This window comes from Amnibacterium endophyticum (assembly GCF_042680685.1).
GTDB classification, from domain to species: Bacteria; Actinomycetota; Actinomycetes; order Actinomycetales; family Microbacteriaceae; genus Amnibacterium; species Amnibacterium endophyticum.
Window position 1 is genome coordinate 116,666 of sequence record NZ_JBHUEA010000001.1, and the last position, 25,564, is coordinate 142,229.

Below are 25,564 nucleotides of genomic sequence, written 5' to 3' on the forward strand. Positions count from 1 at the left end.
GTCCGGAAGGGGACCGCGGGCTACGGCGCCGGCTCGCCGAGCGCGCGGGCGATGCGGTCGGCCATCGAGCGGCGGGCCGCCTCCACGTCCACGTCGGTGACGACCCGGACCGTGCCCGCCTCCCCCGTGCGGCGCACCGCGCCCTCCGGGCCGAACGCCCCGTCGGCGCCGTCGGACACCTCGACCGCGCAGGGCTCGGCGAAGGTGAACAGGTCGGGCTCGATCAGCGTGAGCGCCGCCAGCGGATCGTGCGGCACCTCGAAGTCCTCGTCCCAGCGCCGTCTCCAGGCGTGCATCTCGACCGCGAGCACCGCGCCGAGGTAGCCGCACGCGGCGAACCGGGCGACCTCCGCCTCGTCGAACCGCACCCGCCGGGTGACGTCGACGCCGACGACGGTGGTCGGCAGCCCCGCGGTGAGCACCGCGCGAGCGGAGACGGAGTCCGAGGCGAGGTTGTGCTCGCCGACGCCCGGGTCGCTCCAGTCGCCGCCCATCAGCGTCAGCCCGACGATCCCGCCGCCGTCGAGGTCGAGCGCGTCGGCCAGGGAGCCGAGCGGGCCGATCGCCAGCACGTGGTCGCCGTCGGCGTTCGCGAGCAGCGCGGCGCCCGGTGACGGGCGCACCCAGGCGCCCTCGGACGACGGCCGGTACCGGAGCGGCCCGTAGGCGCGGCCCTCGTTCCCGGCCCACCACACGGGTCTGCCCGAGCGCGTCTCCGCGCGCCCCCGCTCGACGGGGACGGGCTCCGGCGCCCGGCGCAGGTGCCGCAGCATCTCGACGACGATCGCGGCGCGCAGCGCGACGTCGCCGTAGGTGGTGCAGACGCCGCGCAGCGCGACCTCCGGGGAGGCGACGAGCAGGGCGAGGGCGAGCTCGTCGTCGACGTCGGTGCCGATGTCGGTGTCGAGCAGGAGCGGGACGGGCACTCAGCTCCCCGCGGCCTTGCCGGCGTCCGGCCCCCACTCGGACAGCACCGCGGCCTCGACGATCGTCGTGATCGTGTAGAGCACGATCGACACCGCCGTGGCGAGCACCGTCGCCGCCCACAGCTGGTTGTAGTCGAACGCCGCCTTCGCGCTCGTCACCGCCGCGCCGAGCCCCGTCGTCGTGAAGAGGTACTCGTAGAGCATCGCGCCGGTGATCGCGCCCGGCACGGCGATGCGCATCGACGCGAACAGGTGCGGCAGCGCGGTCGGGATCGCGACCTTCAGCAGCGTCGTGACGCGGCTGCCGCCGTACACGGTGATCAGGTCGACCGACTGCTGGGACACCGACCGGAGCCCGACCGTCAGGTTCACGAGCACCGGGAACAGCACGACGACCGTGCCGATGAGCGCGGCCGTCACCCGCCCGTTGCCGAAGACGATGTAGATGACGGGCGCCATCGCGAGCAGCGGCACCGTGCGCAGCAGCATCGCGATCGGCATGAACATGAACTCGACGGTGCGGAACATCGTGAAGGCGATGGAGATCGCGACCGACAGCGTCAGGCCGACCGCGAAGCCGAGCGCCGCGTCCGTCAGCGTGACGCCGAGCAGGCCCGCGAGCAGCGCCCGGTGGTCCGCGGCGGTGCCGGTGATCGAGTCCTGCGTGAAGTAGGCGACGACGTCGAGCGGGCCCTTCGCGATGAAGGCCGTCTGCCCGGGCAGCAGGACCGCGATCTGCCAGAGCGCCGCGAGGACCAGCGCGGACACGAGGATCGTGCCGACCGTGACCGCGGTGCGGCGGGCGGTGTAGCGGATCGCGTTCGCCGTCGAGGCGGAGACGACCGGCGCGGTGCGCGGCAGCGTCGAGGTGGTCATCAGAAGGCGGCCTTCCCCGTCCGGTCCCCCGCCGACCAGGGCGTCAGCAGGCGCCCGACGCGGTCGATGAGGAGGTAGGCGGCGCCCGCGACGGCGCCGGAGGTCAGCGCGAGCACCCACACCCGCGTCGAGTCGTTGTCGAACTGGGCCGACAGCAGCAGCACGCCGATCCCCTGGTCCACGCCGACGAGGAAGTACTCGCCGAGCACCGCGCCGAGGAAGGCGGCGGGCGCGGCGATCTTCAGCGCCGCGAGCAGGCTCGGCATCGCGGCGATCAGCCGCACCTTGCGGATCTGCGTGAAGCGGGTGCCGCCGTAGGCGCTGATCACGTCGAGCTGGGTCCGGCTCGCGGACTTCAGCCCGAGGATCGAGCCGACCACGGTCGTGAAGATCACCGACAGCGCGGCGAGGAAGACGGACGTGAAGCGGGAGCCGGCGGGCGACATGATCGCCGCGAGCGGCCCGATCGCGGTGAGCGGCAGGCAGGAGGTCACGACCGCGAGCTGCGTCGAGATGCCCTCGGCCCTCGGCACGAGCAGCACCACGAAGGCGAGCAGCAGCCCGACCACGTTGCCGACGACGTACCCCTGCAGCGCGGCGAGCGACGTCGCGCCGACGCCCTCCCAGTAGGAGGAGCTGCCGAACGCCTGCCCGAAGAGCACCGCCACGTCGAGCGGGGTCGGGATCGCGCCGTTGCGGCCGAAGGGGCTGACGGCGACCACCGCCCAGAGCGCGACGATCAGCACGACGCCGAGCACGCCGCCCGCCCACGCGGGCATCCCGGCGAGGGCCCGGGCGAGGCCGCGGGACGGCCGCGCCCCGGCCGGCGCCGTGATGACGGTGCTCGCGGCGGCGTCCGCCACCGGCTCACTCATCGCCCGGCTCCTGGCCGCCGAAGAGGATCCCGGACAGGCGGTCGACGTAGGCGTGGAACTCGGGGCTGCGCATCAGCTCGGGCACGCGCGGCCGCGGCAGGTCGATCTCGACGACCTCCGCGATCCGGCCCGGCCGCGCGCTCATCACCGCGACGACGTCGGAGAGGAAGACGGCCTCGCCGATGCCGTGCGTGACCATCAGCGTCGTCGCCGGCTTCTCCGACCAGATCCGCAGCAGCTCGACGTTCATCCGCTGCCGGGTCATGTCGTCGAGCGCGCCGAACGGCTCGTCGAGCAGCATGATCGTCGGCTGCACGACGAGGCAGCGGGCGATCGACACGCGCTGCCGCATGCCGCCGGACAGCTGGGCGGGCTTCGCGTGCTCGAACCCCTTCAGCCCGACCAGCTCGATCAGGTCGTCGATCACCTTCTGGTCGGGCGTGATGCCCGCCACCTCGAGCGGCAGGCGGATGTTCTTCGCGACCGTCCGCCACGGCAGCAGGGCGCTGTCCTGGAACGCGATCCCGATCTCGTGCGCCTTCTGCACCTCCGCGGTCGGCTTCCCGTTCATCTGCACGGTGCCGGTCGTCGGGCTGTCGAGCCCGGCGAGGATGCGGAGGATCGTCGACTTGCCGCAGCCCGACGGTCCGAGCAGCGAGAGGAACGAGTCCTTCCGCGTGCCGAGGTCCACCTGCGCCAGCGCCTCCACCTGCTTGCGACCGCTGGTGAAGACCTTGGTCAGGCCCTGGATGTTGATGCCGGAGGCGAGCTCCGGCTCCTCGGCGGGCCGGCTGGTCGCGCGGGCCGGGGTGGCGACGTCGGTCACGCGGTCTCCTCGAGGTGGTGCGCGCGGGCTCAGCTCGCGCTGGCGGTCGGGATGTCGAACGTGGTCTTGAGGTCCGGGTTCTCCTTGTAGACCTCCTCGAGCAGGCTCAGGTCGAACAGCTTGTCGGCGGTGATGGTGTACCCCATCGCCGCGAGCGACGTGATGTTCTCCTTGATCAGCTCGTCCGTCATCGTGAACAGGCCGTTCGCGTTGACGTCCTCGGTGAGGATGAGGCCGTTCTGCGCCTCGGCCTCCTTCGTCTGCTCCTCCACGTCGAGATCCTTGCCGAAGTTCGCGCCCTTGCCGTACTTGTTCGCCGCGAGCTCCGCCGACTTCGCCGGGTCCTTGACCGCGTCGGTCCAGCCCTGGATCTCGGCCTTCAGGAACGCCTTCAGCAGGTCGCGCTTCGAGTCGATGGTCGACTGCAGCACCGTGAACGTCTCGGCGACGAAGGGGAGGCCGTTGTCGGCGAAGCCGAGCACGACGGGCTTCTTGCCCTCCGCCTCCGCGAGGATCGGCTCGTTCGTGATGTAGGACATGTGCGCGTCGTACTTGCCGGAGACGAGCGGGGCGATGTCGAAGCCGGTCGTGACGATGGTGACGTCGGACTCGGCGATGCCGTTCGCCTTGAGGAAGCCCTTCGCGATCGTCTGGTTCGCGCCGGCCTGCACGCCGAGGCGCTTGCCCTTCACGTCCGCGATCGTGCGGATCGGGGTCCCCTCCTCCAGCGACATCAGGCAGAAGGGGTTCTTCTGGTAGGTCGTGCCGATGATCTTCAGCGGCGCGCCCTGCAGCACGGACGGCACGGTGCCGATCGGGGCGGACAGGCCGACCAGCGCCTTGCCGGAGATGATGATCTCCTCCGCGGTGGTGCTGCCGGAGCCGCCCGCGAGCAGCGTGACCTCGGAGAAGCCCGCGTCCTCGTAGTAGCCGTTCTCGGTCGCGAAGTACTCGCCCGCGAACTCGATGTTCTTGATCCAGGACAGCTGCAGCGCGATGGTGCCGAAGTCGGCGGCGGCGCCCGAGGAGGTGCCGGCCGACGAGCCGGGGGTGCTGGAGCCGCTGTTCCCGCTGCAGGCGGAGAGCAGCAGGCCGCCGCCGAGGACGCCGGCGCCGGCGAGGCCGGTGCGCAGCAGGGTGCGGCGGTCGAAGGCGGCGGGGATGCGGGTCGCGGGCATGTGGTGGTCCTCGTGTCGTGTCAGGCAACGGGGTGCGGTGTGGAGGGCACGCTAACCGCGCCGCGTTTCACTCCTGTTTCGGGGAGAGCGCCGTCCGATGACGGAACGGTCACGGTTCGTCGCACCGCCGCTGCCCTACCGTGAGGCGGTGCCCGCCCCCACCCGGCTCGTCGTGCTCGACCTCGACGGCACGGTCCTCGTCGGCGACGAGCCCGTCCGCGCCTACCTCGCCGCGCTGCTGCGGAGGGCGCCGCTGCCCGGGGCGGAGGCGGTGCTCGAGTCCTACCTCGCGCGGGGAGGCTCCGAGCCGGACGCCTACGCGGCCGTCGCGCGCATCGCGGAGCGCGCCGGGGTGCCGGCGGCCGACCGGCAGGCGGCGTACGCGGAGAGCCGTGCGGCGCTGCACGCCGGCGCGGTCGCGGCGCACGCCGCCGAAGGGCTCGCCGCCGCCCTCGACCGGCGCCCGGCGGGCGTCGTCGTCGCGCTCGTCACGAACGCGCCCGTCGAGGGCGCCGCTCCCCTGCTCGAGCGCGTCGGTCTCGCGGGACGCCTCGACCGGGTCGTGGGCGACGCGGGCAAGCCGGCGGGCATGCCCGAGGTGCTGCAGGGGCTGCTCGCGGAGACGGGGGTCGGTGCCGAGCGGCTGCTGGCCGCGGGCGACGTCTGGGCGAACGACCTCGCCGCGGCCGCCGCGCTCGGCGGCACGACCGTGCTGATCGACCGGCACGGGCACGCGGAGGGCGCCCCCGACCTGCGCGGTCCGTCGCTGGCCGCCCTGCTGCCGGCCCTCGAGGAGTGGTGGACCCGACCCTAGGTCCGCGGGCGCGGGAGCGGTCTCGAGGCCCGCTGCGCTCGCACCTCGACCGACGGGCTCGGATGCCCCGTCGGCGGTCAGCGGGCGCGGAGCTCCGCGAGGCGGGCGAGGACGCCCGCCACCTCGGCGGGTCCCGGCACGCGGTACGGCGCGACCGTCTCGCCGTCGCCGCTCTTCAGGCCGAGGTCGCCGTCGCCGAGCGCCGCGAACGCGTCCTCGTCGGTGACGTCGTCGCCCGCGTAGAGCACCGCGGTCGCCTTCGTGTAGCGGCGCAGGTGCTCGACCGCCTCGCCCTTCGTCGTCGACCGGACGGAGAACTCGATGACGTTCTTGCCCATCCGCACCTTCGCGTCGGGGGTCTCCGCCTTCAGCTCCTGCAGCGCGACGAGGTGGGCGGCGCGGCTGTGGCGGTCCGTCGCCACCCGCGTGTGCAGGGCGAAGCCCGCGGGCTTGCGCTCGATGCGGACCGTGTCGAGGGTGTCCGCGACCTGGTCGAGCACCTCCCGCATCACGTCCAGCTGCTCGCGCTCGGCCTCGTCGAGCGCGATCACGTCGTCCGGCTCGTCGAGCCGCAGCTCGATGCCGTGGGAGCCGACGAGCAGCACCCGGTCGCCGAACGGGGCGACCTGCTCGAGGTCGCCGAGGGAGCGGCCCGACACCATCGCGACCCGCGTGTCCGGCAGGTCGACCAGCCGCTCGACGGCGGCCCGCGCCTCCGGCGTCGCCCGCGCCTTCTCGGGGTCGTCGACCTCCGGCGCCAGCGTGCCGTCGAAGTCGAGCGCGACGAGCAGCCGCGGCGTCGCGGCGAGCGCCGCGAGGGCGTCGTCGAGATCCGGCATCAGTCCGTCTCCGCGGCCGCCTGCGCCGATGCGGTCGGCCGCACCTCGGCGAGCGCCGAGAGGAAGTCGCGCGACCAGTGCTCGACGTCGTGGGTCAGCACGCGCCGCCGCAGGGCGTGCATCCGCGTGCGGCGCTCCTGCCGCGGCATGTGGACCGCGGCGAGGATCGCGCGCTTCAGCCCCTCGATGTCGTGGGGGTTCACGAGCAGCGCCTGCTTCAGCTCGTCGGCGGCGCCCGCGAACTCGCTGAGCACGAGCACGCCGTCGTCGTCGGCGCGGGTCGCCACGTACTCCTTGGCCACGAGGTTCATCCCGTCGCGCAGCGCGGTCACGAGCATGATGTCCGCCGCGAGCATCAGCGCGACCATCTCCTCGCGCGGGTAGCCGTGGTGCAGGTAGCTGATCGCGCTGTGCTTGATGGTGCCGAACTCGCCGTTCACCCGCCCGACGGTCAGCTCGATCTCGTCGCGCAGCGCCTTGTACGTCTCCACCCGTTCGCGGCTCGGGCTCGCGATCTGCACGAGGACGGTGTCGTCGACGTCGAGCTTGCCCTCGTCCAGCAGCTCGGCGTACGCCGCGAAGCGGTGCCGGATGCCCTTCGTGTAGTCGAGCCGGTCGACGCCGAGCATGATCGTGGTCGGGTCACCGAGGTCGCGGCGGATCTCCGCCGCCCGCGCCCGCACCGACTCGGTCTCGACGAGCTGCACGTAGGCCGCCGCGTCGATGGAGATCGGGAAGTGCTTCGCGACGACGGTCCGCGGCTCGTCCGACATCGAGTTCGGCCACTTGCCCTCGCCGGCCGCCGGCAGCTCGACGCGGCCGTGCGGCGTCGGGACGTGGAAGAGCCGCCGCACCGCGCGCAGGAAGTTGCCCGCGTCGGCCCGGCGCTGGAAGCCGATCAGGTCGGCGCCGAGCAGCCCCTCGACGATCTGCCGCCGCCACGGCAGCTGGGAGAAGAGGCCGTAGGCGGGGAAGGGGATGTGGTTGAAGAAGCCGATGACGAGGTCGGGGCGCCGCTCGCGGAGCATGCGCGGCACGAGCTGCAGCTGGTAGTCCTGCACCCACACCATCGCGCCCTCGGCGGCGACGTCGGCCGACGCCTCCGCGAACCGCCGGTTCACCTCGACGTAGGTCTCCCACGTCTCGCGGTTGTAGGTCGGCTGCGCGATGACGTCGTGGTAGAGCGGCCAGATCGTGTCGTTCGAGAAGCCCTCGTAGTACCGCTCGACCTCGCCCGCGGACAGCGGGACCGGGTGGAGGTGCAGGCCGTCGGCCTCGAACGGGCCCTGGTCGTCGTCGGCGGTGCCGGTCCAGCCGACCCACCCGCCGTCGTTGGCGCGCATGACCGGCTCGAGCGCCGTGACGAGGCCGCCGGGCGAGGGCTGCCAGTCCGGCGTGCCGTCCCGCCGCACCACGCGGTCCACGGGGAGGCGGTTGGAGACGACGACGAAGTCGTACCGCTCGGTGTCGCTGTCGATGCTCGTACCCCCTCGTTGCGCCATCAGGCTACGGGGGCTCGGCCGGGAGCGGACCGAGCGGTCAGGCGGGCGGCAGCGCCAGGGCCGCGCGCGCCGCGGAGGCGAGCGGCTCCGCGTAGGCCGCGCCGTGGCTCGCGGCGTGCACCGCGAGGGGGTGCAGCTGGTGCAGCGGGATGCGCTGCTCCCAGCCGGGGACGAGCGGGTGCGCGGCGTCGTAGCCGGCGTAGATCCGGGCGAGGTGCGGGCAGCCGAAGAGCGCGAGCATCGCGAGGTCGGTCTCCCGGTGCCCGCCGTGCGCGGCGGGGTCGATCAGCACCGCGCCGCCCGCCGTCCACTGCAGGTTGCCGTTCCAGAGGTCGCCGTGCAGGCGGGCCGGCGCGTCGCCGTCGTCCAGGTCGCCGGCCGACAACCGCTCGCAGGCGCGCTCGACGAGGCGGAGGTCCTCGCCGCCGATGTGGCCGCGCTCCGCCGCCAGCCGGGCGTAGGGCAGCACCCGCTGCTCGGCGGTGAAGGCGCCCCAGGACGGCCAGCCGCCCGGCCGGGTCGTGAGCGGCTGCTCGCCGATGAAGGAGGGCCCGTCCCACCCGTCCGGCGGCGCGCCCCAGCCGTCGGCGCCCGCGTCGTGCGTGGTCGCGAGCGCCGCCCCGAACGCCTCCGCGTGCTCCGCCGTCGGCCGCGCGAGGTCGAGCGCCTCGAGATCGATGCGCCCCGGCTCCACCGCGAGCACCTCGACCACGCGGGCGCCGTCGGCCGCGGCGAGCCAGGCGAGCCCGGCGGCCTCCGCCTCGAAGAACCCGTCGGGCGCGTCCGCCCTGCGCTTCGCGTGCACCCGCTTCATCCGCGGCAGGGTATGCGACCGACCCGCACGCACCGGTTCAGGCGGCGGCGGGCAGGGCGCGGAACCGCAGCGGGCTCGTGCGGCGCCGCGCGACGAGCGCGACCTCGGCGACGAAGGCGACCAGCGCCCACAGCGCGAGCGAGAGGATCCCGCCTCCGGCGCCGCCGCTGCCCGACAGCGCGGCGGTGGTCGCGTCCACCGCGGCCGTGAGCGGCAGCAGCGGGCTGATCGCCTGGAACGGCTCGGACACGAGCTCGATCGGATAGATCCCGCCGACCGCGACCAGCTGCACGCCGAGCAGCACGATCGAGAGCACCGTGCCGGCGCGGCCGAACGCGCTCTGCAGCAGCTGGTGGATCGCGAGGAACGAGACCCCCGCGACGAGCGCGACCGCGAACAGGAGCGGCAGCGCCGCGCCGCCCACCCCGAGGGTCGCCGCCAGCAGCACGACGATCAGCACGGCCTGGACGACGGCGACGAGCGCACCGCGGGCGAGCGCGCCGCCGACGAGGCGCGCGGTGCCGACCCCGGAGTCCAGCAGCCGGCGGGAGACCGCGCCGAGCAGCAGCACGAGCGCGGCTGCGCCGATCCAGAGCCCGACCGGGACGACGAGGGTCGCGACGATCTGACCCGGGCCGGACAGCTCGTGCTCCCGCGTGGCGGACGCCGTGATCGGGTTCGCGACGACCTTCCCGGCGTGCTCCTGCTGCGCCTTCGTCAGATCCGGCACCTGCTCCGCACCGTCCTGCAGGCCGGAGCCGAGGCGGTCCGCGCCGGACGCCAGCTGCTGCGCGCCGTCGGCGCTGCTGCGCACCCCGGCCGTCAGCCGGTCGGCGCCGGCGCCGAGCGAGTCCGCGCCCGAGCCGAGCCGGGCGGCGCCCGAGGCGAGCGATCCGGCGCCGGACGCCGCGTCGCGGATGCCGCCCGGCAGCTTCGCGAGCCCGGACGCGAGCGAGGCGGCGCCCGAGTCGAGGGAGGAGCCGCCGGAGGCGAGCCGGGTGCCCGCGGAGCGCAGCTGCGGGATCGCGGCGCCCGCCCGAGCCAGCTGCTGCGAGCCGGCCGCGAGCTGCGCCTGGCCCGACGAGACCTCGTCGAGCCGGCCCGCCAGCTGCTGCAGCGCGGCCCGCGTCTGCGGGTTCAGGGTCGGATCGGCGGCGGCGACCTGCCGGATGCCGCCCGCGATCCCCGCGGAGCCGGAGGCGAGCTGCGACTGCGCATCGGCCGACCGGCTGCTGAAGGCCGGGGCGATGCCGGTCAGGAAGGAGCTCACGCCCTTCGTGTAGGACGCGACGCCGTCCGTGTAGGTGTCGACGCCCGAGGCGAGGGACCTCGCGCCGCTCGCCGCGGAGGCGGCCCCGTCGGCGGCGCGGTCGAGGCCGGACCCGAGGGAGCGCGCGCCGCCCGCGAGCGTCCGGGCGCCGTCGCCGAGCGACCGCGCGCCGTCGGCGAGCGACTCGCCGCCGTCCGCGGCCCGCTCGAGCCCGGTCGACAGCTTCCCGGCGCCGTCGCCGAGGTCGGTCGCGCCGTCGGCGGCCTTCAGCAGCGAGGTCCGCACCGTGGCGAAGCCGCCGTAGAGGCCGCTCACCACGTTCGTCGTGATCTGGCCGCCGACCGTCCGCGCGATCGTGTCGCCGACGATCCCGCCGACCTGGCTGACCAGGGTGCCGTGCGCGTCGTCGGTGGTGATCTCGATGCCGGCCTGGTCCGGGTCGGTGCCGCTGACCGTGGCGATGGACTTCGAGAACGTCCGCGGGATCGTGACGACGGCGTAGACCTGCCCCGAGTCGAGCATCGACCTCGCGGTCTTCGCGTTCGTCAGCGTCCAGTCGATCCGGGCGCCGCTCGTCACGTCGGAGGGCTTCGTGAGCCCGGTGACGACGAGGCGCCCGGCGGCGATGGTGGTGGTCCTCCCGTCGTCGCCCTTCTGCTGCACGAGCCGGTCCTGGTTCACGAGCGCGGCCGGGATGCGGGCGTCGCCCGCGTCGGCCGCGGCGAGCGCTGCGACGAAGACGCCGAGGACCACGGCGGGCACCAGGGCGACGACCAGCAGCCGGACGAGCGGGGCCTGCAGGATGCGGCCGATCATGCGGGGATCTCCTTGCGGACGGGCGTCGCGGTCAGGCGGGTGGTGCCGCGATCGGTGGTGGAGGTGACGACGACCGCGGCGCGCTCGCGGCCGACGACGGTCTCGAGCAGGGCCGCGAGGCGGTCGCGCGCATCGGCACCGAGGTCGCCGGCGTCGATGACGAGCACGTCCGCGCCCCCGGCCGCCGCCGCGACGGCGAGCACGGCGAGGCGCTCCTCCGCCGGCAGCTCGCCGACCGGCCGGTCGGCGGGGATCTCGCCCGGCAGGAGGTGCAGCCACTGCCCGGCGGACCCGGTGCGTCGCCCGCGCGGGGCGATGCGCAGGCGCTCCGCGACGAGGACACGGGGTGTCGCGCGGGCGGCGGAGCCGTCGTCGATCACGGGGGCGGCGACGCGCCGCAGGTCGCGGGCGCCGGAGGGCGCGACGGCTCCCGCAGCCTGCACGCGGCCGGCGCGCGGCGCGATGTGCCCGGTCAGGGTCGCGACGACGGCGCGGCGGCTGAAGGAGTCCACGTCGAGGCTCGTCGTCGTGCCGCGATCCGCCCGGACCGACAGCGGCGCGGTGTCGAAGGGTGCCGGGGGCACGAGCCCCTCGGACGAGAGCGCCCACCGCGCCTCCCCCTCGGCCCAGGCGACGTCCGCGCGGTGGGCGACGATGCCCTCGCCCTCGATGTCGACGACCGGCAGCGCCCGGGCGAGCCAGCCGGGCAGGTACCAGGCCGCCCGCCGCACCAGGAACATCACCGCGGGCACCAGCGTCATCCGCACGACGAAGGCGTCGAAGAGGATGCCGACGGCGAGCGCGAAGGCGATCGGCTTGATGGTGCCGCTGCCCTCCGGGACGAAGGAGGCGAAGACGAAGATCATGATGAGCGCCGCGGCGGTCACAACGCGGGCGCCGTGGGTGAAGCCCTGGCGCACCGAGCGCCGCCAGTCGCCGGTGTGCGCCCAGGTCTCCCGCATGCCGCTGACGAGGAACACCTCGTAGTCCATCGAGAGGCCGAACAGGATCGCGACGCCGAGGACGGGCAGGAAGCTGAGCAGCGGCCCCGGCTCGACGTGCAGCAGGTCCGCGCCCCAGCCCCACTGGAACACGGCCACGGTCGCGCCGATGCTCGCGGCGAGGGACAGGAGGAAGCCGACCGCGGCCTTCAGCGGCACCACGAGGGACCGGAACACCGCCATCAGCAGCAGCACCGACAGGCCCACCACGACGAGGACGAACGGCCCGAGCGCGTTCCCGAGCCGCGTGGAGATGTCGATCTGCACGGCGGTCGTGCCGGTCACCGAGATCGGGACGTCGTACTGCCGCTGGAAGTCGTCCTCGAGCCCGCGGATGCGGTTCACGAGCGCGATGGTGGCGTCCGACGTCGGCCCGGACTCCGGGATCACCTGCATGATCGCGGTGTCGAGCGTCTCGTTCGGGGTCGGCCGGCTGACGGCCTTCACGTCCGGCAGCGCGGCGATCCGCGTCCGCATCGCGTCGAGGTCGTCGATGAACGAGTCGTCCTGGGTGATGTCCGCGAGCACCACGAGCGGGCCGTTGCGGCCCTCGCCGAAGTACCGCGACGTCAGGTCGTAGGCGACGCGGGGCCCGGTGCCGGGCGGCTCCGTGCCGTTGGTCGGCAGGCTGAGCCGCATCGACGCGGCGGGGATCGCGAGCACCCCGAGCAGGGCGATCGCGAGCACGAGGAAGAGCGCGGGCACCTTCTCGATCAGCCCGACCCAGCGGGCCCCGAGCGTGCGGGCGGTGCCGTCCGCCGTCGCCGCCGCCCGGCGCTGCGCGCGCGAGCCCGCCCTGGGCACCAGCCGGTCCCCCGCGAGGGCGAGCACGGCGGGCAGCAGGGTGACGGAGGCGCACACGGACACCAGGACCGCGAAGGCGGCGCCGACGCCCATGACGGAGAGGAACGGGATGCCGACGATCAGCAGGCCGCAGAGCGCGATGATCACCGTCGTGCCCGCGAAGACGACCGCCGTGCCGGCGGTCGCGACCGCGGTCGGCAGCGCCTCGCTCAGCGGCGTGCCGACCGCGAGCTGCTCGCGGTAGCGCGAGATGACGAACAGGCCGTAGTCGATCCCGACGGCGAGGCCCAGCATCAGCGCGAGGGTGAGGCTGGCGCTCGCGACGTCGATGAGGTTCGCGGTGAAGAAGAGGGCCGCGACCGACAGCAGGACCCCGATGATCGCGGTGATGAGCGGCATGCCCGCCGCGAGCAGCGAACCGAAGGTGATCACGAGCACGAGGGCGGCGAACGCCAGCCCGATCGCCTCCGTCACCGACGGGCCGAAGGACTGGTCCTGGAAGACCTGGCCGGTGAAGGCGACGGTGAGGCCCGCGTCCTCCCCCACCGACCCGGTGCGCCGGACGGCGTCGAGCGTCGCGGTGCTGACCCCGGCCTGCGACGACGAGAACTGGACCGAGACGATCGCGGCCCGGTGGTCCGCCGAGACCGCGTCGACCGCGTACTCGCCGAACGGGCTCCCGGCGGTCTCCACGCCCTGGACGTCGCCGAGCGCGGCGACGAGGTCGTCGACCGCGCGCCTCGGGGCGCCCTCGTCGATGCGGGCGCCGGAGGGTGCGACGACGACGGCCTGCGCGCTCGCGCCGGCCGCCTGCGGGAAGACCCCGTCGAGGCGGTCGAGCGCCTTCTGCGACTCCGTGCCGGGGATGGTGAGGCCGTCGGTGAACTTGCCGCCGAAGCCGAAGCCGATCCCGGCGAAGGCGATGATGACGACGAGCCACGCGGCGAGCACCCTCAGCGGGTGCTGCAGCGCCGTGCGGCCGAGCCGGTGCAGGAACGCGGTCATGGGTGGGTGCCGTCCTCGTCGCGGGTGTCGGTGCGACGGCGGTGTCGCGGGCGGGTGGTGGGTGGTCGGTCAGACGGGAAGGCCGGGGCGGGCGAGCACCAGCTCGCCGAGGACGTCGACGAGCACGGCGCGGACCTCGTCGTCGGGCAGGTGGGAGGCGGACCAGCGATCCGCCGCGACGAGCACGAACGCCGCGCCGGCGAGCGCGACGCCGAAGCGGATCGTCTCGCGGTCGTGGCCGCTCGGCCCGAGGTGCTCGGACAGGCCGCGGACGAGGAGGTCCGCCTCGTCCACGACGCCGTGGCCGGAGAGCGCCTGCCCGTGGTTGATGAGCACGGCGACGGCGAGCCGGTGCTCGTAGAGGTAGTCGACGAAGTCCCTGAGGAAGGCGTGCCGGCCCTCGCCGTCGCCGGTGCCCTCGAGCCGCTCGAGCAGCGGGCGCAGGTCGTCGACGGCGGGGCGCAGCGCGGCGTCGAGCAGGGCCTCCTTGCTGCCGAAGTGGTAGAGCACGCTCGACTTGGACATGCCGGCCTCGTCGGCGATGCGCGCGAGCGAGGCACCGTCGAAGCCGACCGCGGCGAACTGCCGCAGCGCTGCCTGCAGCAGCGGGGCCGAGCCGCCGATGGGTCGCGTCGGATCCTGCACGATCGGTCAGCCTACTGCCCGATCGGTCAGGGCGATGCGCCCCGTCCGGGTCCAGCGACCTCCCAACCGCTGCTGGGCGCCGTCCCAGTACGCTCCGAACGCATGGGCACGTTGCGCAAGTACCTGCTGAACCCGGCGATCATCTCCGGGATGATCTCGGGCGTCTCCGCGATCCGGGCCGGTCGCAAGGGGCCCAACGACTGGCGGACCTACCTGACCTGGGTCGCCTGGGCCTGCACGCTCGTCGTGGCGATCGGCACCGTCCGCAAGGAGTCCCAGGACCCAGACGACGCGAAGCACCACACGGCGGGCCCCCGCCTCGGCAACCCGCGCAAGAAGGTCGGCTGACCTCCCCGCCGGTCGAGGAGCGACTCACCTCGCCGGTCGAGGTGCGACTCACCCCGCCGGTCGAGGTGCGACTCACCCCGCCGGTCGAGGTGCGACGAAGGAGCCTCGAGACCGAGGACCCGCAGGGGTCGTCCCGACGCTCCGCGCCTCGACCGACCGGATGACCGCCGCGCGTTCGCGCATCGCCCGGAGCGGCGCGCCGCTCAGCCGCGCGAGGTCGGGGTGGGCCCGGTGAAGTCGCGGCCGCGGGCGACCGCCTCGCGCGACCCGCTGAACAGGCCGCGGTCCGGGTCCGTCGACCAGCCGGCGCGCGGCCCCTTCCCCTGGTGCTCCTCGCCCGCCGGGCTCAGCAGCACCCGCTGCTGCGGCAGCGCGTCGGGGTGCTGCTCCTGCAGGAACCGGACCAGCTCCTCGCGCACGAAGCAGCGCAGATCGAACAGGGTCGGCGCGTCCACCGCGGTGAGCAGCACGCGCACGTGCACGAGCCCGCCGGTGGCGTCCGTCACCTGCAGCACCGCGACCCGGTGGTCCCACAGCTCCGTGCGGTCGAGCACGCGGTGCAGCTCCTCCCGCATCGCCTGCGGGTCGACCCGCCAGTCGAGGTCGAACTCGACCGCCTGCATCAGCTGGCTGGACGTGCGGGTCCAGTTCTCGAACGGCGTCGTCGTGAAGTACGTGGAGGGCAGCACGAGGCGCCGGTCGTCCCACACGTGCACGACGACGTAGGTGAGCGTGATCTCCTCGATGCGGCCCCACTCGCCGTCGGCGATGACGACGTCGTCGACGCGGACGGCGCCGGAGAAGGCGATCTGCATGCCCGCGATGACGTTGCCGAGCGTCGACTGCGCGGCGAGGCCGGCGATGATCGACACGACGCCGGCCGACGCCAGCAGGGACGTGCCGAGCGCCTGCGCCGCCGGGAAGATCAGCAGCGCGGCCGCGATCGCGATCAGGACGATCGCGGCCACCGCGACCCGGCGGATGACGAGCGCCTGCGTCCGCACCCGGCGCGCGACGCGGTTGTCGGCGACGTCGGTGCGGTAGCGGGCGAGCAGCACGTCGACCGTCAGCGAGACGACGGAGCCGACGAACCAGGCCGCCGAGGCGATGACGGCGATGTGCAGCGTGCGATCCACCCAGGTGGCGAACAGCTCCCAGTCGGTACCCGCTCGGCTGAGCACCGAGCCGCTGCTGACCCAGGCCGCGATCGTCACGACCAGCCAGCGGAACGGCCGGCGCAGCCGGGCGACCGCCCGCTCAGGCAGGCCGCGCCGCTTCGCGACGGCGCGGAAGACCGCCGAGACGACCGCGGTCACGACCAGCGCGACCACGACCGCGACGACGACGAAGACGACGAGGCGCCCCCAGACGGTCCCCATCACGTCGGCCCAGATCCCTGCGAGGTCCATGGTCGTCCCCTTCCGTCCCGCGGGAGGCGACGACCGCCTCCCCGTGCCATGGGCGCGCCGTTGCGACCGGCCATGCTCCCAGATCCCGCTCGGCTCAGCACGCGGGTCCGTTCCGGACATCCGGGCCCGCCGCAGCGCGTCCGGATGTCCGCAACGGGCCCGGGGCGGCCTCAGTCCAGGAAGGCGTGGAGCAGCGCGGCGGTGCCGTCGAGGTGCTCGCGCATGGCGCGCCGGGCGGCGCCCGGGTCGCCGCGGAGCACGGCCTGCACGATCGCCTCGTGCTGCGCGTTCGAGTGCGCGAGGTTCGCCTCGAGCAGCGGGATCTCGTCGAGCAGCGCGTTCACCCGGTCGCGCGCGTCGGCCAGCAGCGGCAGCAGCGACGGCACCCCGGCGAGCTCGCCGAGCGCCAGGTGGAGCCGGGAGTCCGCGCGCCGGTAGTCCGCCGTGCCGGCCGCGGCGGTCTCGAGGGTGCGGGACCACAGGCGGTCGCGGTCCTCGGCGGCGAGCGTCCGGGCCGCCGCCTCCGCGACGGCGCCCTCCTCGAGCACGCGGCGGAGCGCGAGCACGTCGTGCACGCGCTCGGCGTCCCGCTCCGGCGCCGGGGGTGCGGCGCCCGTCAGGTCCTGCAGGACGAAGGTGCCCCCGTACCGCCCGCGGCGCCGCTCGACGAACCCGGCGTCCGCGAGCGCGGCGATCGCGTCGCGGACGACGTCGCGGCTGACGCCGAGCCTCGACGCGAGGTCGCGCTCGCTCGGCAGCGCCTCGCCGGGAGCGGTGATGCCGAGCCGCACCGCCTGCAGCAGGCGGGCGAACGTCTCCTCGAACGCGTTGCCGCCGAAGACCGGCCGGAAGACGACCTCGTCCGCCCGCGTCACAGCGGGGTCACGTACGCCGAGGAGATGCCGCCGTCGACCATGAACGTCGAGGCCGTGACGAACGAGGCGTCGTCGCTCGCGAGGAAGGCGACGGCGGCCGCGAGCTCCTCCGGCTCCGCGAAGCGGCCGACGGGCACGTGGACGAGCCGCCGCGCGGCGCGCTCCGGGTCCTTCGCGAAGAGCTCCTGCAGCAGCGGCGTGTTCACGGGTCCGGGGCACAGCGCGTTCACGCGGACGCCCTGCCGGGCGTACTGCACGCCGAGCTCGCGGCTGAGCGCGAGCACCCCGCCCTTCGAGGCGGTGTACGAGATCTGGCTGGTCGCGCTGCCGAGCACCGCGACGAACGAGGCGGTGTTCACGATGGAGCCGCGACCCGCGGGCGCCATGTGCCGCAGCGCGGCGCGGCAGCAGAGGTAGACGCTCGTCAGGTTCACGCGCTGCACCCGGTCCCAGGCGTCCAGCCCGGTCGTCTCGATGGAGTCGTCGTCGGGCGGCGAGATGCCCGCGTTGTTGAAGGCGATGTCCAGCCGCCCGTGCCGCGCGACGACGCCGTCGAAGAGGTCGTCGACGTCCGCCTTCTCCGCGACGTCGACGCGCACGAACTCGCCGTCGACCTCCTCGGCGGCGGCACGCCCGGCGTCCGGATCGAGGTCGGCGACGACGACGCGCGCGCCCTCCGCGGCGAAGCGGCGGGCGGTGGCGAGGCCGATGCCGCTGCCACCGCCGGTGATGACCGCGACGCGGTCGCGGAGGCGTGCGGTGAGGTCGACGGTCGTCATGCGGGGTCCCCTGTCGCGTAGAACACGTTCTTCTCGTCGGTGAAGTGCAGCGGTGCGTCGGGCCCGAGCTCGCGGCCGATGCCGGAGCGCTTCATCCCGCCGAACGGCGTCGTGTAGCGGACCGACGAGTTGGAGTTGACGCTGAGCGCGCCGGACCGCACCGCCCGGGAGACGCGGAGCCCGCGGCCGAGGTCGCGCGTCCAGATCGAGCCCGAGAGCCCGTAGCGGGTGGCGTTCGCGAGCGCGACCCCCTCCGCCTCGCCCTCGAACGCCTGCACCGCGACGACCGGCCCGAAGACCTCCTCGGAGAGCAGGCGGTCGTCCGGCGCCTCGGGCAGCACGACGGCCGGTGCGAACCAGAACCCGGGGCCGTCCGGGGCGGAGCCCCGCATCAGCGGCGTGCGCCCGTCGAGGAACGACGCGACCCGGTCGCGGTGCGCGGCGGAGACGAGCGGCCCCATCTGCACGCCCTCCTGCCGCGGGTCGCCGACCCGCCATGCGCGCACGGCCGGCTCGAGCCGCTCGAGGAAGGCGTCGAGCACGCTCCGCTCGACGAGGATGCGGCTGCGGGCGCAGCAGTCCTGCCCGGCGTTGTCGAACACCGCGCCCGGGGCGGCCGCCGCCGCCGCGTCGAGGTCCGCGTCGGCGAAGACGAGGTTCGCGCTCTTGCCGCCGAGCTCGAGGGTCACCGGCTTCACCTGCTCCGCGGCGAGCGCCATGACGCGGGAGCCGGTGGCGGTCGAACCCGTGAACACGACCTTCGCGACGTCGGGGTGGCGCACGAGCGCCTCCCCCGCGACGGCACCGGTGCCCGGCACCGCCTGCAGCAGCCCGTCGGGCAGCCCTGCCTCGAGCGCCAGCTCGGCGAGGCGCAGGGCGGTCAGCGGCGTCCACTCGGCGGGCTTCAGGACGACGGCGTTCCCCGCCGCGAGAGCGGGCGCGAAGCCCCAGGCCGCGATCGTCATCGGGAAGTTCCACGGCACGATCACGCCCACGACCCCGAGCGGCTCGTGGAACGTGACGTCGATGCCGCCCGCGACGGGGATCTGCTTGCCGATCAGGCGCTCCGGGGCGGCGGAGAAGTACTCGAGCACGTCGCGGACGTGGCCCGCCTCCCACCGGGCGCCGTCGACCGGGTGCCCGCTGTTGCGCACCTCGAGCGCCGCGAGCTCCTCGCCGCGCGCGTCCACCACGGCGGCGAAGCGGCGCAGCAGGCGCGCTCGGTCGAGCGGCGCCAGCGCCGCCCAGCGGGCCTGCGCCCGCACGGCCCGGCCGACCGCCCGGTCGACCTCGGCGGCCGACGCCATGGCGACCTCGGTGAAGGCCTCGCCGATCGACGGGTCGACGACGGCGAACGATCCGCTCACGCGTGGACCGCCGACGGCACCGGCGTGCGTGCGGCGCGGCGGCCGGCCGCGCGCACGAGCGCGGCGAACAGCCGGCGGTCCGCGGCGTCCTGCTCGGGGTGCCACTGCACCCCGACGACGAAGGCGGCGCCGGGCAGCTCGACGGCCTCGACGAGCCCGTCCGCGCTGCGCGCCGCGACGACGAGGTCGGGCGCGACCCGGTCGATCGCCTGGTGGTGGTGGCAGTGCACGGTCAGCCGGTCCTCCCCCAGCAGCTCCCGGACGTGCGTGCCGGCGACGGTGTCGACCGGGGTGGGCGCGAACGCCCCGGGCGCCTCGCCGTGGTCCGCCGCCGTGACGTCGGGCACGTGCTGCAGCAGGGTGCCGCCGAGCGCGACGTCGAGCACCTGCACGCCGCGGCAGATCGCGAGCACCGGCAGGTCCCTCCGCACCGCGCCCGCGGCGAGCGCGAGCTCCCACGCGTCCCGGTCCGCCCGGGGCGCCTGCGTGCGCGGGTGGCGGTCGGCGCCGTAGCGCGCCGGATCCACGTCCGCGCCGCCCGAGAGCACCAGGCCGTCGAGCGCGGACAGCACGCGGTCGACGGTCGCCCCGTCCACCGGCTGGGGCGGCAGCAGCAGCGGGGCGCCCCCGCCCTCCTCGACGCCGAGCAGGTACGTCTCCGGCACCATCCCGAAGCGCTCGTCCCAGGGGCCCTGCACCGCGCGCTCGAGGTACGTCGTGACGCCGATCAGCGGCACGGGGTCAGCCACGCTCGAACCCCCGGACGCGCTCCCAGTCCGTGACGGCCGACTCGAACGCCGCGAGCTCGACGCGAGCGGTGTTCAGGTAGTGGTCGACGACGTCCTGCCCGAACGCCCGGCGGGCGAGGTCCGAGGACGCGAAGAGCCGGGCGGCCTCGGTCAGGGTCGTGGGCAGACGCGGCTCCCCGCTCTCGTACGCGTTGCCCGCGGCGGGCTCGGGCAGCGGCAGCTCCCGCTCGATCCCGTCGATCCCGGCGGCGATCATCGCCGCGATCGCGAGGTAGGGGTTCACGTCGCCGCCCGGCGCGCGGTTCTCGAAGCGCAGGGAGTGGCCGCGGCCGACGACCCGCAGCGCGCAGGTCCGGTTGTCGAGCCCCCAGGCGACCGCGGTCGGCGCGAAGCTGCCGTCCTGGTAGCGCTTGTAGGAGTTGATGTTCGGGGCGAACAGCAGCGTCAGCTCCCGCATCGCCGCGAGCTGGCCCGCGAGGAAGTGCTCCATCAGCGGCGAGAAGCCGTGGGGCCGGGACGGGTCCGCCATCGCGGCCGAGCCGTCCGTCCCCCGCACCGACAGGTGGATGTGGCAGCTGTTGCCCTCGCGCTCGTCGAACTTCGCCATGAAGGTCAGGGCCTTGCCGCGGGCGTCCGCGATCTCCTTCGCCCCGTTCTTGTAGAGCACGTGGTTGTCGCACGTGGTGAGGGCGTGCGCGTAGCGGAACGCGATCTCCTGCTGCCCGAGGTTGCACTCCCCCTTGACGCCCTCGCAGTACATGCCGGCGCCGTCCATGGCGAGCCGGATGTCGCGCAGCAGGGGCTCCATCCGCGTGGAGGCGAGCAGCGCGTAGTCGATGTTGTAGTCCGACGCCGGGGTGAGGCCGGCGTAGCGCCTCGCCCACGCCTCCCGGTAGGTGTCGTCGAAGACGAGGAACTCGAGCTCCGTGCCGGCGTACGGCTCGAGGCCGAGGTCCGCGAGCCGCGCGACCTGCCGCTGCAGGATCGCCCGGGGCGAGACCGAGACGGGGCGACCGCGGTCCTCGTCGCCGCGCGGGACGCCCTCGAGGTCGGCCATGACGAGCGCGGTGCCGGGCAGCCAGGGCGTCGCGCGCAGGGTGTCGAGGTCCGGCCGCAGCACCATGTCGCCGTACCCCGACTCCCAGGACGAGATCGCGTAGCCGTCCACCGTGTTCATGTCGACGTCGACCGCGAGCAGGTAGTCGCAGGCCTCGGCGCCGTGGTCGGCGACCTCCTCGAGGAAGAGCCGGGCGGACACCCGCTTGCCGACGAGGCGGCCCTGCATGTCGGCGAAGGCGACGATGACGGTGTCGATCGCGCCGGCGCGCACGCGCTCGCGCAGGGCGTCGAGATCGAGGTTGCCGGTGCGCGACGCGGTTCCAGGCATCTGACCTCCAAAGGTCGATCGGCGGACCTTCTGGACCATAGCGGTGCCGAAGGTTTCACGAGGACGAAACAACGGAAGGTCGACGCGGCGACCTTCCGGGTCCTACGGTGAGCGCGTCCGCAGCGCCGCGGTCCCCTCCCCCACACGCCGAGGAGCGCCATGTCGAACGCGTCCCGCCCGTCCTCCGTCACCTACCGCGCCGCCGAGGAGGGGTACTTCGAGAAGCGGCAGCTGAAGCGGTCCGCCGGGTTCTGGGGCATCTGGGGCCTCGGCGTCGCCGCGGTCATCAGCGGCATGTTCTCCGGCTGGAACTTCGGCACCGCCAGCGCGGGCTTCGGGGGCATGGCGATCGCGACGGCCGTCGTCATCGTCATGTACTTCTGCCTGCTGTTCTCGATCGGCGAGATGAGCGCGGCGATGCCGCACACGGGCGGCGCGTACTCCTTCGCCAGGGCAGCGCTCGGGCCCTGGGGCGGGTACGTCACCGGGCTCGCGGAGACCATCGAGTACGTGATGACGACCGCCGTCGTCGTCTTCTTCGCGGGGCAGTACGCAGACGGAGCGCTCGTCGCGTTCACCGGGCTCAGCCTCCCGCAGCCGATCTGGTGGGCGCTGCTCTACGTCGTCTTCCTCGGGGTGAACATCCTCGGCGCGGCCGTGGGCTTCCGGCTCGCGATCGTCGTCGCGGTGCTGTCGATCGCGATCCTCGGGGTGTTCGTGGTCGTCGCCTTCGCGACCTCCTCGTTCTCGGTCGCGAACCTGTTCGACGTCGAGCCGGCCGCAGGACGCTCGGCCGCGCTCCCGAACGGGCTGCTGCCGGTCCTCTTCGTGCTGCCCTTCGCCATGTGGTTCTTCCTCGGCATCGAGGAGCTGCCGCTGGCGGCGGAGGAGACGCACGAGCCGCAGCGCGTCATCCCGAAGGCCGGCTTCTGGGGCCTCGTGACCCTGCTGGTCTGCGCGGTGGCCGTGTTCGTGGTGAACACGGGCGTGCTCGGGGCGACGGCGACGGGCTCGTCCCTGCAGCCGCTGCTGGACGGCTTCGACGCGATGGTCCCGTCCGAGCTCGCCGGCGTCCTCGCCCTGTTCGCGCTGATCGGCCTGCTCGCCAGCCTGCAGGGGATCATGTACGCGTACGGGCGCAACATGTACTCCCTGTCCCGCGCCGGCTACTACCCGCAGGCCCTGTCGCTCACCGGGCAGCGGCAGACCCCGTGGGTCGCGCTGCTCGTCGGCGGCGTGATCGGCTACGCGGCGCTCGTGCTCGTGCAGGTCACGGGCGGGGACTCGGGCGTCGCCGGGGCGGTGGTGCTGAACATCGCGGTCTGGGGCGCGGTCATCTCCTACATGCTGCAGATGGTGTCGTTCATCGTGCTGCGCCGCCGCTTCCCCAGAGCCGTGCGTCCCTACCGCAGCCCGGTGGGCGTGCCGGGCGCGGTCGTGGCGGGCGTGATCTCCCTCGCGATCTTCGTCGGCTTCTTCCTCACCGGCATCGCGGCCTACCTGATCGCGATCGCGGGGATCGCGGTCGTGTACGTCGTCGGCCTCGTGCTGTTCGCGGCGATCGGCCGCCACCGCCTCGTCCTGTCGCCGGAGGAGGAGTACGCGCAGTCCGGGGGCCTCCACCGCGACCCGGAGGTCGAGGAGTACGAGGGCCGCATCCCGGTCGCCTGACTCGCGGGCCCGTTCCGGACATCCGGGCCCGCCGCGGCGCGCCCGGATGTCCGGAAGGGGCCCGGGCAGCGGTCGCGGCTCGGATGCTCCAAGTGAGGACGGTGCAGGATCGGCGGCATGCCGCTGCCCATCGAGGACTACGCCCTGCTCAGCGACTGCCAGTCGGCCGCGCTCGTCGGCCGCGACGGCAGCATCGACTGGCTCTGCTTCCCGCGGTACGACTCCCCGTCGATGTTCGCGGCCCTGCTCGGCGACAAGGGCGACGGCCGCTGGTACCTGGCGCCGCTCGAGGGCGGCGAGGCGACCAGGCGCTACGACGGCGGCTCCTTCGTGCTGGTCACGCGCTGGGTGACGAGCACGGGCGAGGTCGAGGTGACCGACTTCATGCCCCACGGCAACCGCCGCGCGGACGTCGTCCGGCGCGTGCGCGGCATCAGCGGCACGGTCCGCATGCACGAGTCGGTGCGGATCCGCTTCGGCTACGGCACCGCGACCCCGTGGGTGCGGCAGCTGCACGACCGCACCGGGCCCGGGATCGTCGCCGTCGCGGGGCCGGACGCCGTCGTCGTGCGGGGGCCGAGGCTGAAGGCCTCCGACCACTCGCACCAGGCCGACTTCGACGTGCACGAGGGCGAGACCGTCGACCTCGTGCTCACCTGGTACCCCTCCTACCGCGACGTCCCGCCCCCGGAGGACGTGGACGACCTGCTCGCGGAGACGAAGCGGTGGTGGGACGACTGGTCCGGGCGGATCGAGCACGAGGGCCCGTACCGGGACGCGGTCGTCCGCTCCCTCTGCGTGCTGCGGGCGCTGACGCACGAGGACACCGGCGGCATCGCCGCGGCGGCGACGACGAGTCTGCCCGAGCAGTTCGGCGGCCAGCGCAACTGGGACTACCGCTACGTCTGGCTGCGCGACGCGGCCCTCACGCTGTCGGTGCTCCTGAACCACGGCTACGTCTCGGTCGGCGAGGAGTGGTGGGGCTGGCTGATGCGCGCGATCGCCGGCGACCCGGCGGACGTGCAGATCATGTACGGCCTCGCGGGCGAGCGGGACCTGCCCGAGCGGACCCTGCCGAACCTCGCCGGGTACCAGGGCGCATCGCCGGTGCGGATCGGCAACGGCGCGGTGGACCAGTACCAGGCGGACGTCATCGGCGAGGTGATGGTCGCGCTGCACGAGGCCCGCGAGAAGGGCGTGCGGAACGCGCAGCACTCCTGGCCCTCCCAGCGCGCCCTGATGCGCTTCACCGAGCAGAACTGGCGGCGCACCGACAGCGGCATCTGGGAGATGCGGGGGCGGGAGCGCCACTTCACGCACTCCCGGGTGATGGTGTGGGCGGCGTTCGACCGGGCGGTCAAGGCGGTCGAGCAGTTCGGCTTCGACGGCCCGGTCGACCGGTGGCGACAGCTGCGCGACGAGGTCGCGGCCGAGATCGAGGAGCACGGCTTCGACCGCTCCCTGAACAGCTACGTGCAGTCCTACGGCACGAAGCGGCTGGACGCGAGCCTGCTCGTGCTCCCGCAGGTCGGCTACCTGAAGGCGGACGACCCGCGGATGCTCGGGACCGTGGAGGCGATCGAGCGCGAGCTGCTGGAGGACGGCCTGGTCATGCGGTACCGGACCGAGGGCGGCGGCGACGGCCTGCCGCCCGGGGAGTCCCCCTTCCTCGCCTGCAGCTTCTGGCTCGTCGAGCAGTACGCGGCGAGCGGGCAGCGCGAGAAGGCGACGGCGCTGATGGACCGGCTGATGACGCTCGCGAACGACGTCGGCCTGCTGTCGGAGGAGTACGACGTCGAGCAGCGCAGGCAGGCGGGGAACACCCCGCAGGCGCTGTCGCACCTCGCCCTCGTCCGCGCGGCCGACGCGATCGAGGCCGGCGAGGCGATGCGCACGCGCTGACCCCGTCCGCTCCACGTCGACCGCGCGCACCGCCGACGCACCGGATCTGTTCAGCCCGCATCCATACGGTCGGCAGCATCCGAGAGAAGGAGACCCCCGTGGCACAGGTCGTGGAGACCATCGACGTCGACGTCCCCGTGGACAAGGCGTACAACCAGTGGACGCAGTTCGAGTCCTTCCCGCACTTCCTCTCGTTCGTGGAGGAGATCCGCCAGGTCGACGACACGCACAACCACTGGAAGGTGAAGGTCGGCGGCGTGGAGCGCGAGTTCGACGCGGAGATCACCGAGCAGCACCCCGACGAGCGGATCGCCTGGAAGAGCACGGACGGCACCACGAACGCGGGCGTCGTCACCTTCCACAAGCTGTCCGACACCAGCTCCCGCGTCGCGGTCCAGATCGACTGGGCGCCGGAGGGCCTCGTGGAGAAGGCGGGCGACGTGCTCGGCTTCGACCAGCGCAGCGTGAAGAAGGACCTCGAGCACTTCAAGGAGTTCATCGAGGGCGCACCGACCGAGTCGGGCGCCTGGCGGGGCGACGTCCCGCGCGACTGATCCTCCGGCGCGGCGGCGGATTGCACGACCCGCCGCCGCGCCTCCGGCCCCGATGCGCCGGGGCCGCTTAGCGTCCGCCGCATGACGGTGTCGCTGCAGGACGTCCGCCTCCGGCGCGCCCACGCCGCCTTCGAGCGCTCGGCCAGCGGTCGGGTCGATCCCGTCCGCATGGCGCTCGGCGCACTCCGCTCCGTCGTGGCGCTCGCCGTCGCGGCGGCCGCGGCCCTCCGCGGCCCCGACCCCCGGCACCTGGAGCCGCGGATCCTCCGCTGACCGCGCGCTCGGCCCGCGTCGATCCGGGTCGCGGCATGCTCGCCTGACCGGGCGCCGCC

General features: G+C 74.0%; 23 protein-coding genes. 6 read left to right on the forward strand and 17 right to left on the reverse strand.

All coding sequences use genetic code 11. From position 1 onward, the window contains the following. Window positions 1-20: 20 nt before the first annotated feature. The 5 genes from ACFSBI_RS00600 to ACFSBI_RS00620 are packed head-to-tail and all read right to left on the reverse strand — an operon-like array spanning window position 21 to window position 4,681. Window positions 21-926, reverse strand: coding sequence for a nucleoside hydrolase (locus ACFSBI_RS00600; protein WP_377931242.1), 906 nt, complete (start codon window positions 924-926; stop codon window positions 21-23). Beyond that, a complete protein-coding gene (locus ACFSBI_RS00605) occupies window positions 927-1,802 on the reverse strand; it encodes an ABC transporter permease (RefSeq protein ID WP_377931243.1) in 876 nt (291 codons plus the stop codon). It lies immediately after the preceding gene. After that, a complete protein-coding gene (locus tag ACFSBI_RS00610) occupies window positions 1,802-2,677 on the reverse strand; it encodes an ABC transporter permease (protein WP_377931244.1) in 876 nt (291 codons plus the stop codon). The genes ACFSBI_RS00605 and ACFSBI_RS00610 overlap by 1 nt, the downstream gene beginning before the upstream one ends. Next, window positions 2,670-3,503, reverse strand: a complete 834-nt coding sequence (locus tag ACFSBI_RS00615) for an ABC transporter ATP-binding protein (protein ID WP_377931245.1) — start codon at window positions 3,501-3,503, stop codon at window positions 2,670-2,672. The genes ACFSBI_RS00610 and ACFSBI_RS00615 overlap by 8 nt, the downstream gene beginning before the upstream one ends. Before the next feature lie 29 nt (window positions 3,504-3,532). Then, window positions 3,533-4,681: an ABC transporter substrate-binding protein gene (locus tag ACFSBI_RS00620; protein ID WP_377931246.1), complete on the reverse strand. Its 1,149-nt coding sequence runs from the start codon at window positions 4,679-4,681 to the stop codon at window positions 3,533-3,535. Between the two features lie 148 nt (window positions 4,682-4,829). Here ACFSBI_RS00620 and ACFSBI_RS00625 point away from each other — a divergent pair, with 148 nt between their 5' ends. Next, window positions 4,830-5,495 carry an HAD family hydrolase gene (locus tag ACFSBI_RS00625; protein WP_377931247.1) on the forward strand — a complete coding sequence of 222 codons (666 nt, stop codon included), beginning with the start codon at window positions 4,830-4,832 and terminating at the stop codon, window positions 5,493-5,495. Window positions 5,496-5,572: 77 nt separating this feature from the next. On the opposite strand, the gene otsB is transcribed toward ACFSBI_RS00625, so the two are convergent. From otsB to ACFSBI_RS00655, 6 genes are all read right to left on the reverse strand, one after another. After that, window positions 5,573-6,334, reverse strand: a complete 762-nt coding sequence (gene otsB, locus ACFSBI_RS00630) for a trehalose-phosphatase (protein ID WP_377931248.1) — start codon at window positions 6,332-6,334, stop codon at window positions 5,573-5,575. Further along, window positions 6,334-7,836: an alpha,alpha-trehalose-phosphate synthase (UDP-forming) gene (locus ACFSBI_RS00635; protein ID WP_377931249.1), complete on the reverse strand. Its 1,503-nt coding sequence runs from the start codon at window positions 7,834-7,836 to the stop codon at window positions 6,334-6,336. The genes otsB and ACFSBI_RS00635 overlap by 1 nt, the downstream gene beginning before the upstream one ends. Before the next feature lie 37 nt (window positions 7,837-7,873). Continuing rightward, window positions 7,874-8,650, reverse strand: a complete 777-nt coding sequence (locus ACFSBI_RS00640; protein WP_377931250.1) for a fructosamine kinase family protein — start codon at window positions 8,648-8,650, stop codon at window positions 7,874-7,876. Window positions 8,651-8,687: 37 nt separating this feature from the next. Further along, entirely contained in the window at window positions 8,688-10,736 is a 2,049-nt protein-coding gene (locus ACFSBI_RS00645) for a YhgE/Pip domain-containing protein (RefSeq protein WP_377931251.1), read from the reverse strand. Beyond that, complete coding sequence (locus ACFSBI_RS00650) at window positions 10,733-13,546, reverse strand: MMPL family transporter (protein ID WP_377931252.1); 2,814 nt, start codon at window positions 13,544-13,546, stop codon at window positions 10,733-10,735. Before ACFSBI_RS00650 ends, ACFSBI_RS00645 begins: the two co-directional genes overlap by 4 nt. Before the next feature lie 69 nt (window positions 13,547-13,615). Next, window positions 13,616-14,191 (reverse strand): TetR/AcrR family transcriptional regulator, encoded by a 576-nt coding sequence (locus ACFSBI_RS00655; RefSeq protein ID WP_377931253.1) that lies wholly within the window; start codon window positions 14,189-14,191, stop codon window positions 13,616-13,618. A 102-nt stretch (window positions 14,192-14,293) separates the two neighbouring features. Here ACFSBI_RS00655 and ACFSBI_RS00660 point away from each other — a divergent pair, with 102 nt between their 5' ends. Beyond that, window positions 14,294-14,539, forward strand: a complete 246-nt coding sequence (locus tag ACFSBI_RS00660; RefSeq protein ID WP_377931254.1) for a hypothetical protein — start codon at window positions 14,294-14,296, stop codon at window positions 14,537-14,539. Between the two features lie 203 nt (window positions 14,540-14,742). Here ACFSBI_RS00660 and ACFSBI_RS00665 read toward each other — a convergent pair whose 3' ends face one another. The 6 genes from ACFSBI_RS00665 to ACFSBI_RS00690 form a co-directional block, all read right to left on the reverse strand. Further along, complete coding sequence (locus ACFSBI_RS00665) at window positions 14,743-15,948, reverse strand: mechanosensitive ion channel family protein (RefSeq protein ID WP_377931255.1); 1,206 nt, start codon at window positions 15,946-15,948, stop codon at window positions 14,743-14,745. Between the two features lie 170 nt (window positions 15,949-16,118). Continuing rightward, window positions 16,119-16,823: a FadR/GntR family transcriptional regulator gene (locus tag ACFSBI_RS00670; RefSeq protein ID WP_377931256.1), complete on the reverse strand. Its 705-nt coding sequence runs from the start codon at window positions 16,821-16,823 to the stop codon at window positions 16,119-16,121. Then, window positions 16,820-17,602 carry a 3-oxoacyl-ACP reductase gene (locus ACFSBI_RS00675; protein ID WP_377931257.1) on the reverse strand — a complete coding sequence of 261 codons (783 nt, stop codon included), beginning with the start codon at window positions 17,600-17,602 and terminating at the stop codon, window positions 16,820-16,822. Before ACFSBI_RS00675 ends, ACFSBI_RS00670 begins: the two co-directional genes overlap by 4 nt. Then, window positions 17,599-18,969 (reverse strand): aldehyde dehydrogenase family protein, encoded by a 1,371-nt coding sequence (locus ACFSBI_RS00680; protein WP_377931258.1) that lies wholly within the window; start codon window positions 18,967-18,969, stop codon window positions 17,599-17,601. Before ACFSBI_RS00680 ends, ACFSBI_RS00675 begins: the two co-directional genes overlap by 4 nt. After that, window positions 18,966-19,718 carry a gamma-glutamyl-gamma-aminobutyrate hydrolase family protein gene (locus ACFSBI_RS00685; protein WP_377931259.1) on the reverse strand — a complete coding sequence of 251 codons (753 nt, stop codon included), beginning with the start codon at window positions 19,716-19,718 and terminating at the stop codon, window positions 18,966-18,968. The genes ACFSBI_RS00680 and ACFSBI_RS00685 overlap by 4 nt, the downstream gene beginning before the upstream one ends. Further along, a complete protein-coding gene (locus ACFSBI_RS00690; protein ID WP_377931260.1) occupies window positions 19,711-21,105 on the reverse strand; it encodes a glutamine synthetase family protein in 1,395 nt (464 codons plus the stop codon). Before ACFSBI_RS00690 ends, ACFSBI_RS00685 begins: the two co-directional genes overlap by 8 nt. A 159-nt stretch (window positions 21,106-21,264) precedes the next feature. Between ACFSBI_RS00690 and ACFSBI_RS00695 the strand changes: the two genes are divergently transcribed. The 4 genes from ACFSBI_RS00695 (at window position 21,265) to ACFSBI_RS00710 (ending at window position 25,505) form a co-directional block, all read left to right on the forward strand. Then, complete coding sequence (locus tag ACFSBI_RS00695) at window positions 21,265-22,776, forward strand: amino acid permease (protein WP_377931261.1); 1,512 nt, start codon at window positions 21,265-21,267, stop codon at window positions 22,774-22,776. Between the two features lie 117 nt (window positions 22,777-22,893). Beyond that, complete coding sequence (locus ACFSBI_RS00700; protein WP_377931262.1) at window positions 22,894-24,678, forward strand: glycoside hydrolase family 15 protein; 1,785 nt, start codon at window positions 22,894-22,896, stop codon at window positions 24,676-24,678. Window positions 24,679-24,776: 98 nt separating this feature from the next. Further along, window positions 24,777-25,232 (forward strand): SRPBCC family protein, encoded by a 456-nt coding sequence (locus ACFSBI_RS00705; RefSeq protein ID WP_377931263.1) that lies wholly within the window; start codon window positions 24,777-24,779, stop codon window positions 25,230-25,232. A gap of 81 nt (window positions 25,233-25,313) precedes the next feature. Then, on the forward strand, window positions 25,314-25,505 hold the full coding sequence (locus ACFSBI_RS00710) for a hypothetical protein (protein ID WP_377931264.1): 192 nt from the start codon (window positions 25,314-25,316) through the stop codon (window positions 25,503-25,505). Window positions 25,506-25,564: the final 59 nt, after the last annotated feature.

Bases quoted from the DNA above. Each gene is read 5' to 3' on its own strand.
- ACFSBI_RS00605 (WP_377931243.1), bottom strand. From the start codon at position 1,802: ATGACCACCTCGACGCTGCCGCGCACCGCGCCGGTCGTCTCCGCCTCG.
- ACFSBI_RS00610 (WP_377931244.1), bottom strand. From the start codon at position 2,677: ATGAGTGAGCCGGTGGCGGACGCCGCCGCGAGCACCGTCATCACGGCG.
- ACFSBI_RS00620 (WP_377931246.1), bottom strand. From the start codon at position 4,681: ATGCCCGCGACCCGCATCCCCGCCGCCTTCGACCGCCGCACCCTGCTG.
- otsB (WP_377931248.1), bottom strand. From the start codon at position 6,334: ATGCCGGATCTCGACGACGCCCTCGCGGCGCTCGCCGCGACGCCGCGG.
- ACFSBI_RS00635 (WP_377931249.1), bottom strand. From the start codon at position 7,836: ATGGCGCAACGAGGGGGTACGAGCATCGACAGCGACACCGAGCGGTAC.
- ACFSBI_RS00640 (WP_377931250.1), bottom strand. From the start codon at position 8,650: ATGAAGCGGGTGCACGCGAAGCGCAGGGCGGACGCGCCCGACGGGTTC.
- ACFSBI_RS00645 (WP_377931251.1), bottom strand. From the start codon at position 10,736: ATGATCGGCCGCATCCTGCAGGCCCCGCTCGTCCGGCTGCTGGTCGTC.
- ACFSBI_RS00650 (WP_377931252.1), bottom strand. From the start codon at position 13,546: ATGACCGCGTTCCTGCACCGGCTCGGCCGCACGGCGCTGCAGCACCCG.
- ACFSBI_RS00660 (WP_377931254.1), top strand. From the start codon at position 14,294: ATGGGCACGTTGCGCAAGTACCTGCTGAACCCGGCGATCATCTCCGGG.
- ACFSBI_RS00665 (WP_377931255.1), bottom strand. From the start codon at position 15,948: ATGGACCTCGCAGGGATCTGGGCCGACGTGATGGGGACCGTCTGGGGG.
- ACFSBI_RS00675 (WP_377931257.1), bottom strand. From the start codon at position 17,602: ATGACGACCGTCGACCTCACCGCACGCCTCCGCGACCGCGTCGCGGTC.
- ACFSBI_RS00690 (WP_377931260.1), bottom strand. From the start codon at position 21,105: ATGCCTGGAACCGCGTCGCGCACCGGCAACCTCGATCTCGACGCCCTG.
- ACFSBI_RS00695 (WP_377931261.1), top strand. From the start codon at position 21,265: ATGTCGAACGCGTCCCGCCCGTCCTCCGTCACCTACCGCGCCGCCGAG.
- ACFSBI_RS00700 (WP_377931262.1), top strand. From the start codon at position 22,894: ATGCCGCTGCCCATCGAGGACTACGCCCTGCTCAGCGACTGCCAGTCG.
- ACFSBI_RS00710 (WP_377931264.1), top strand. From the start codon at position 25,314: ATGACGGTGTCGCTGCAGGACGTCCGCCTCCGGCGCGCCCACGCCGCC.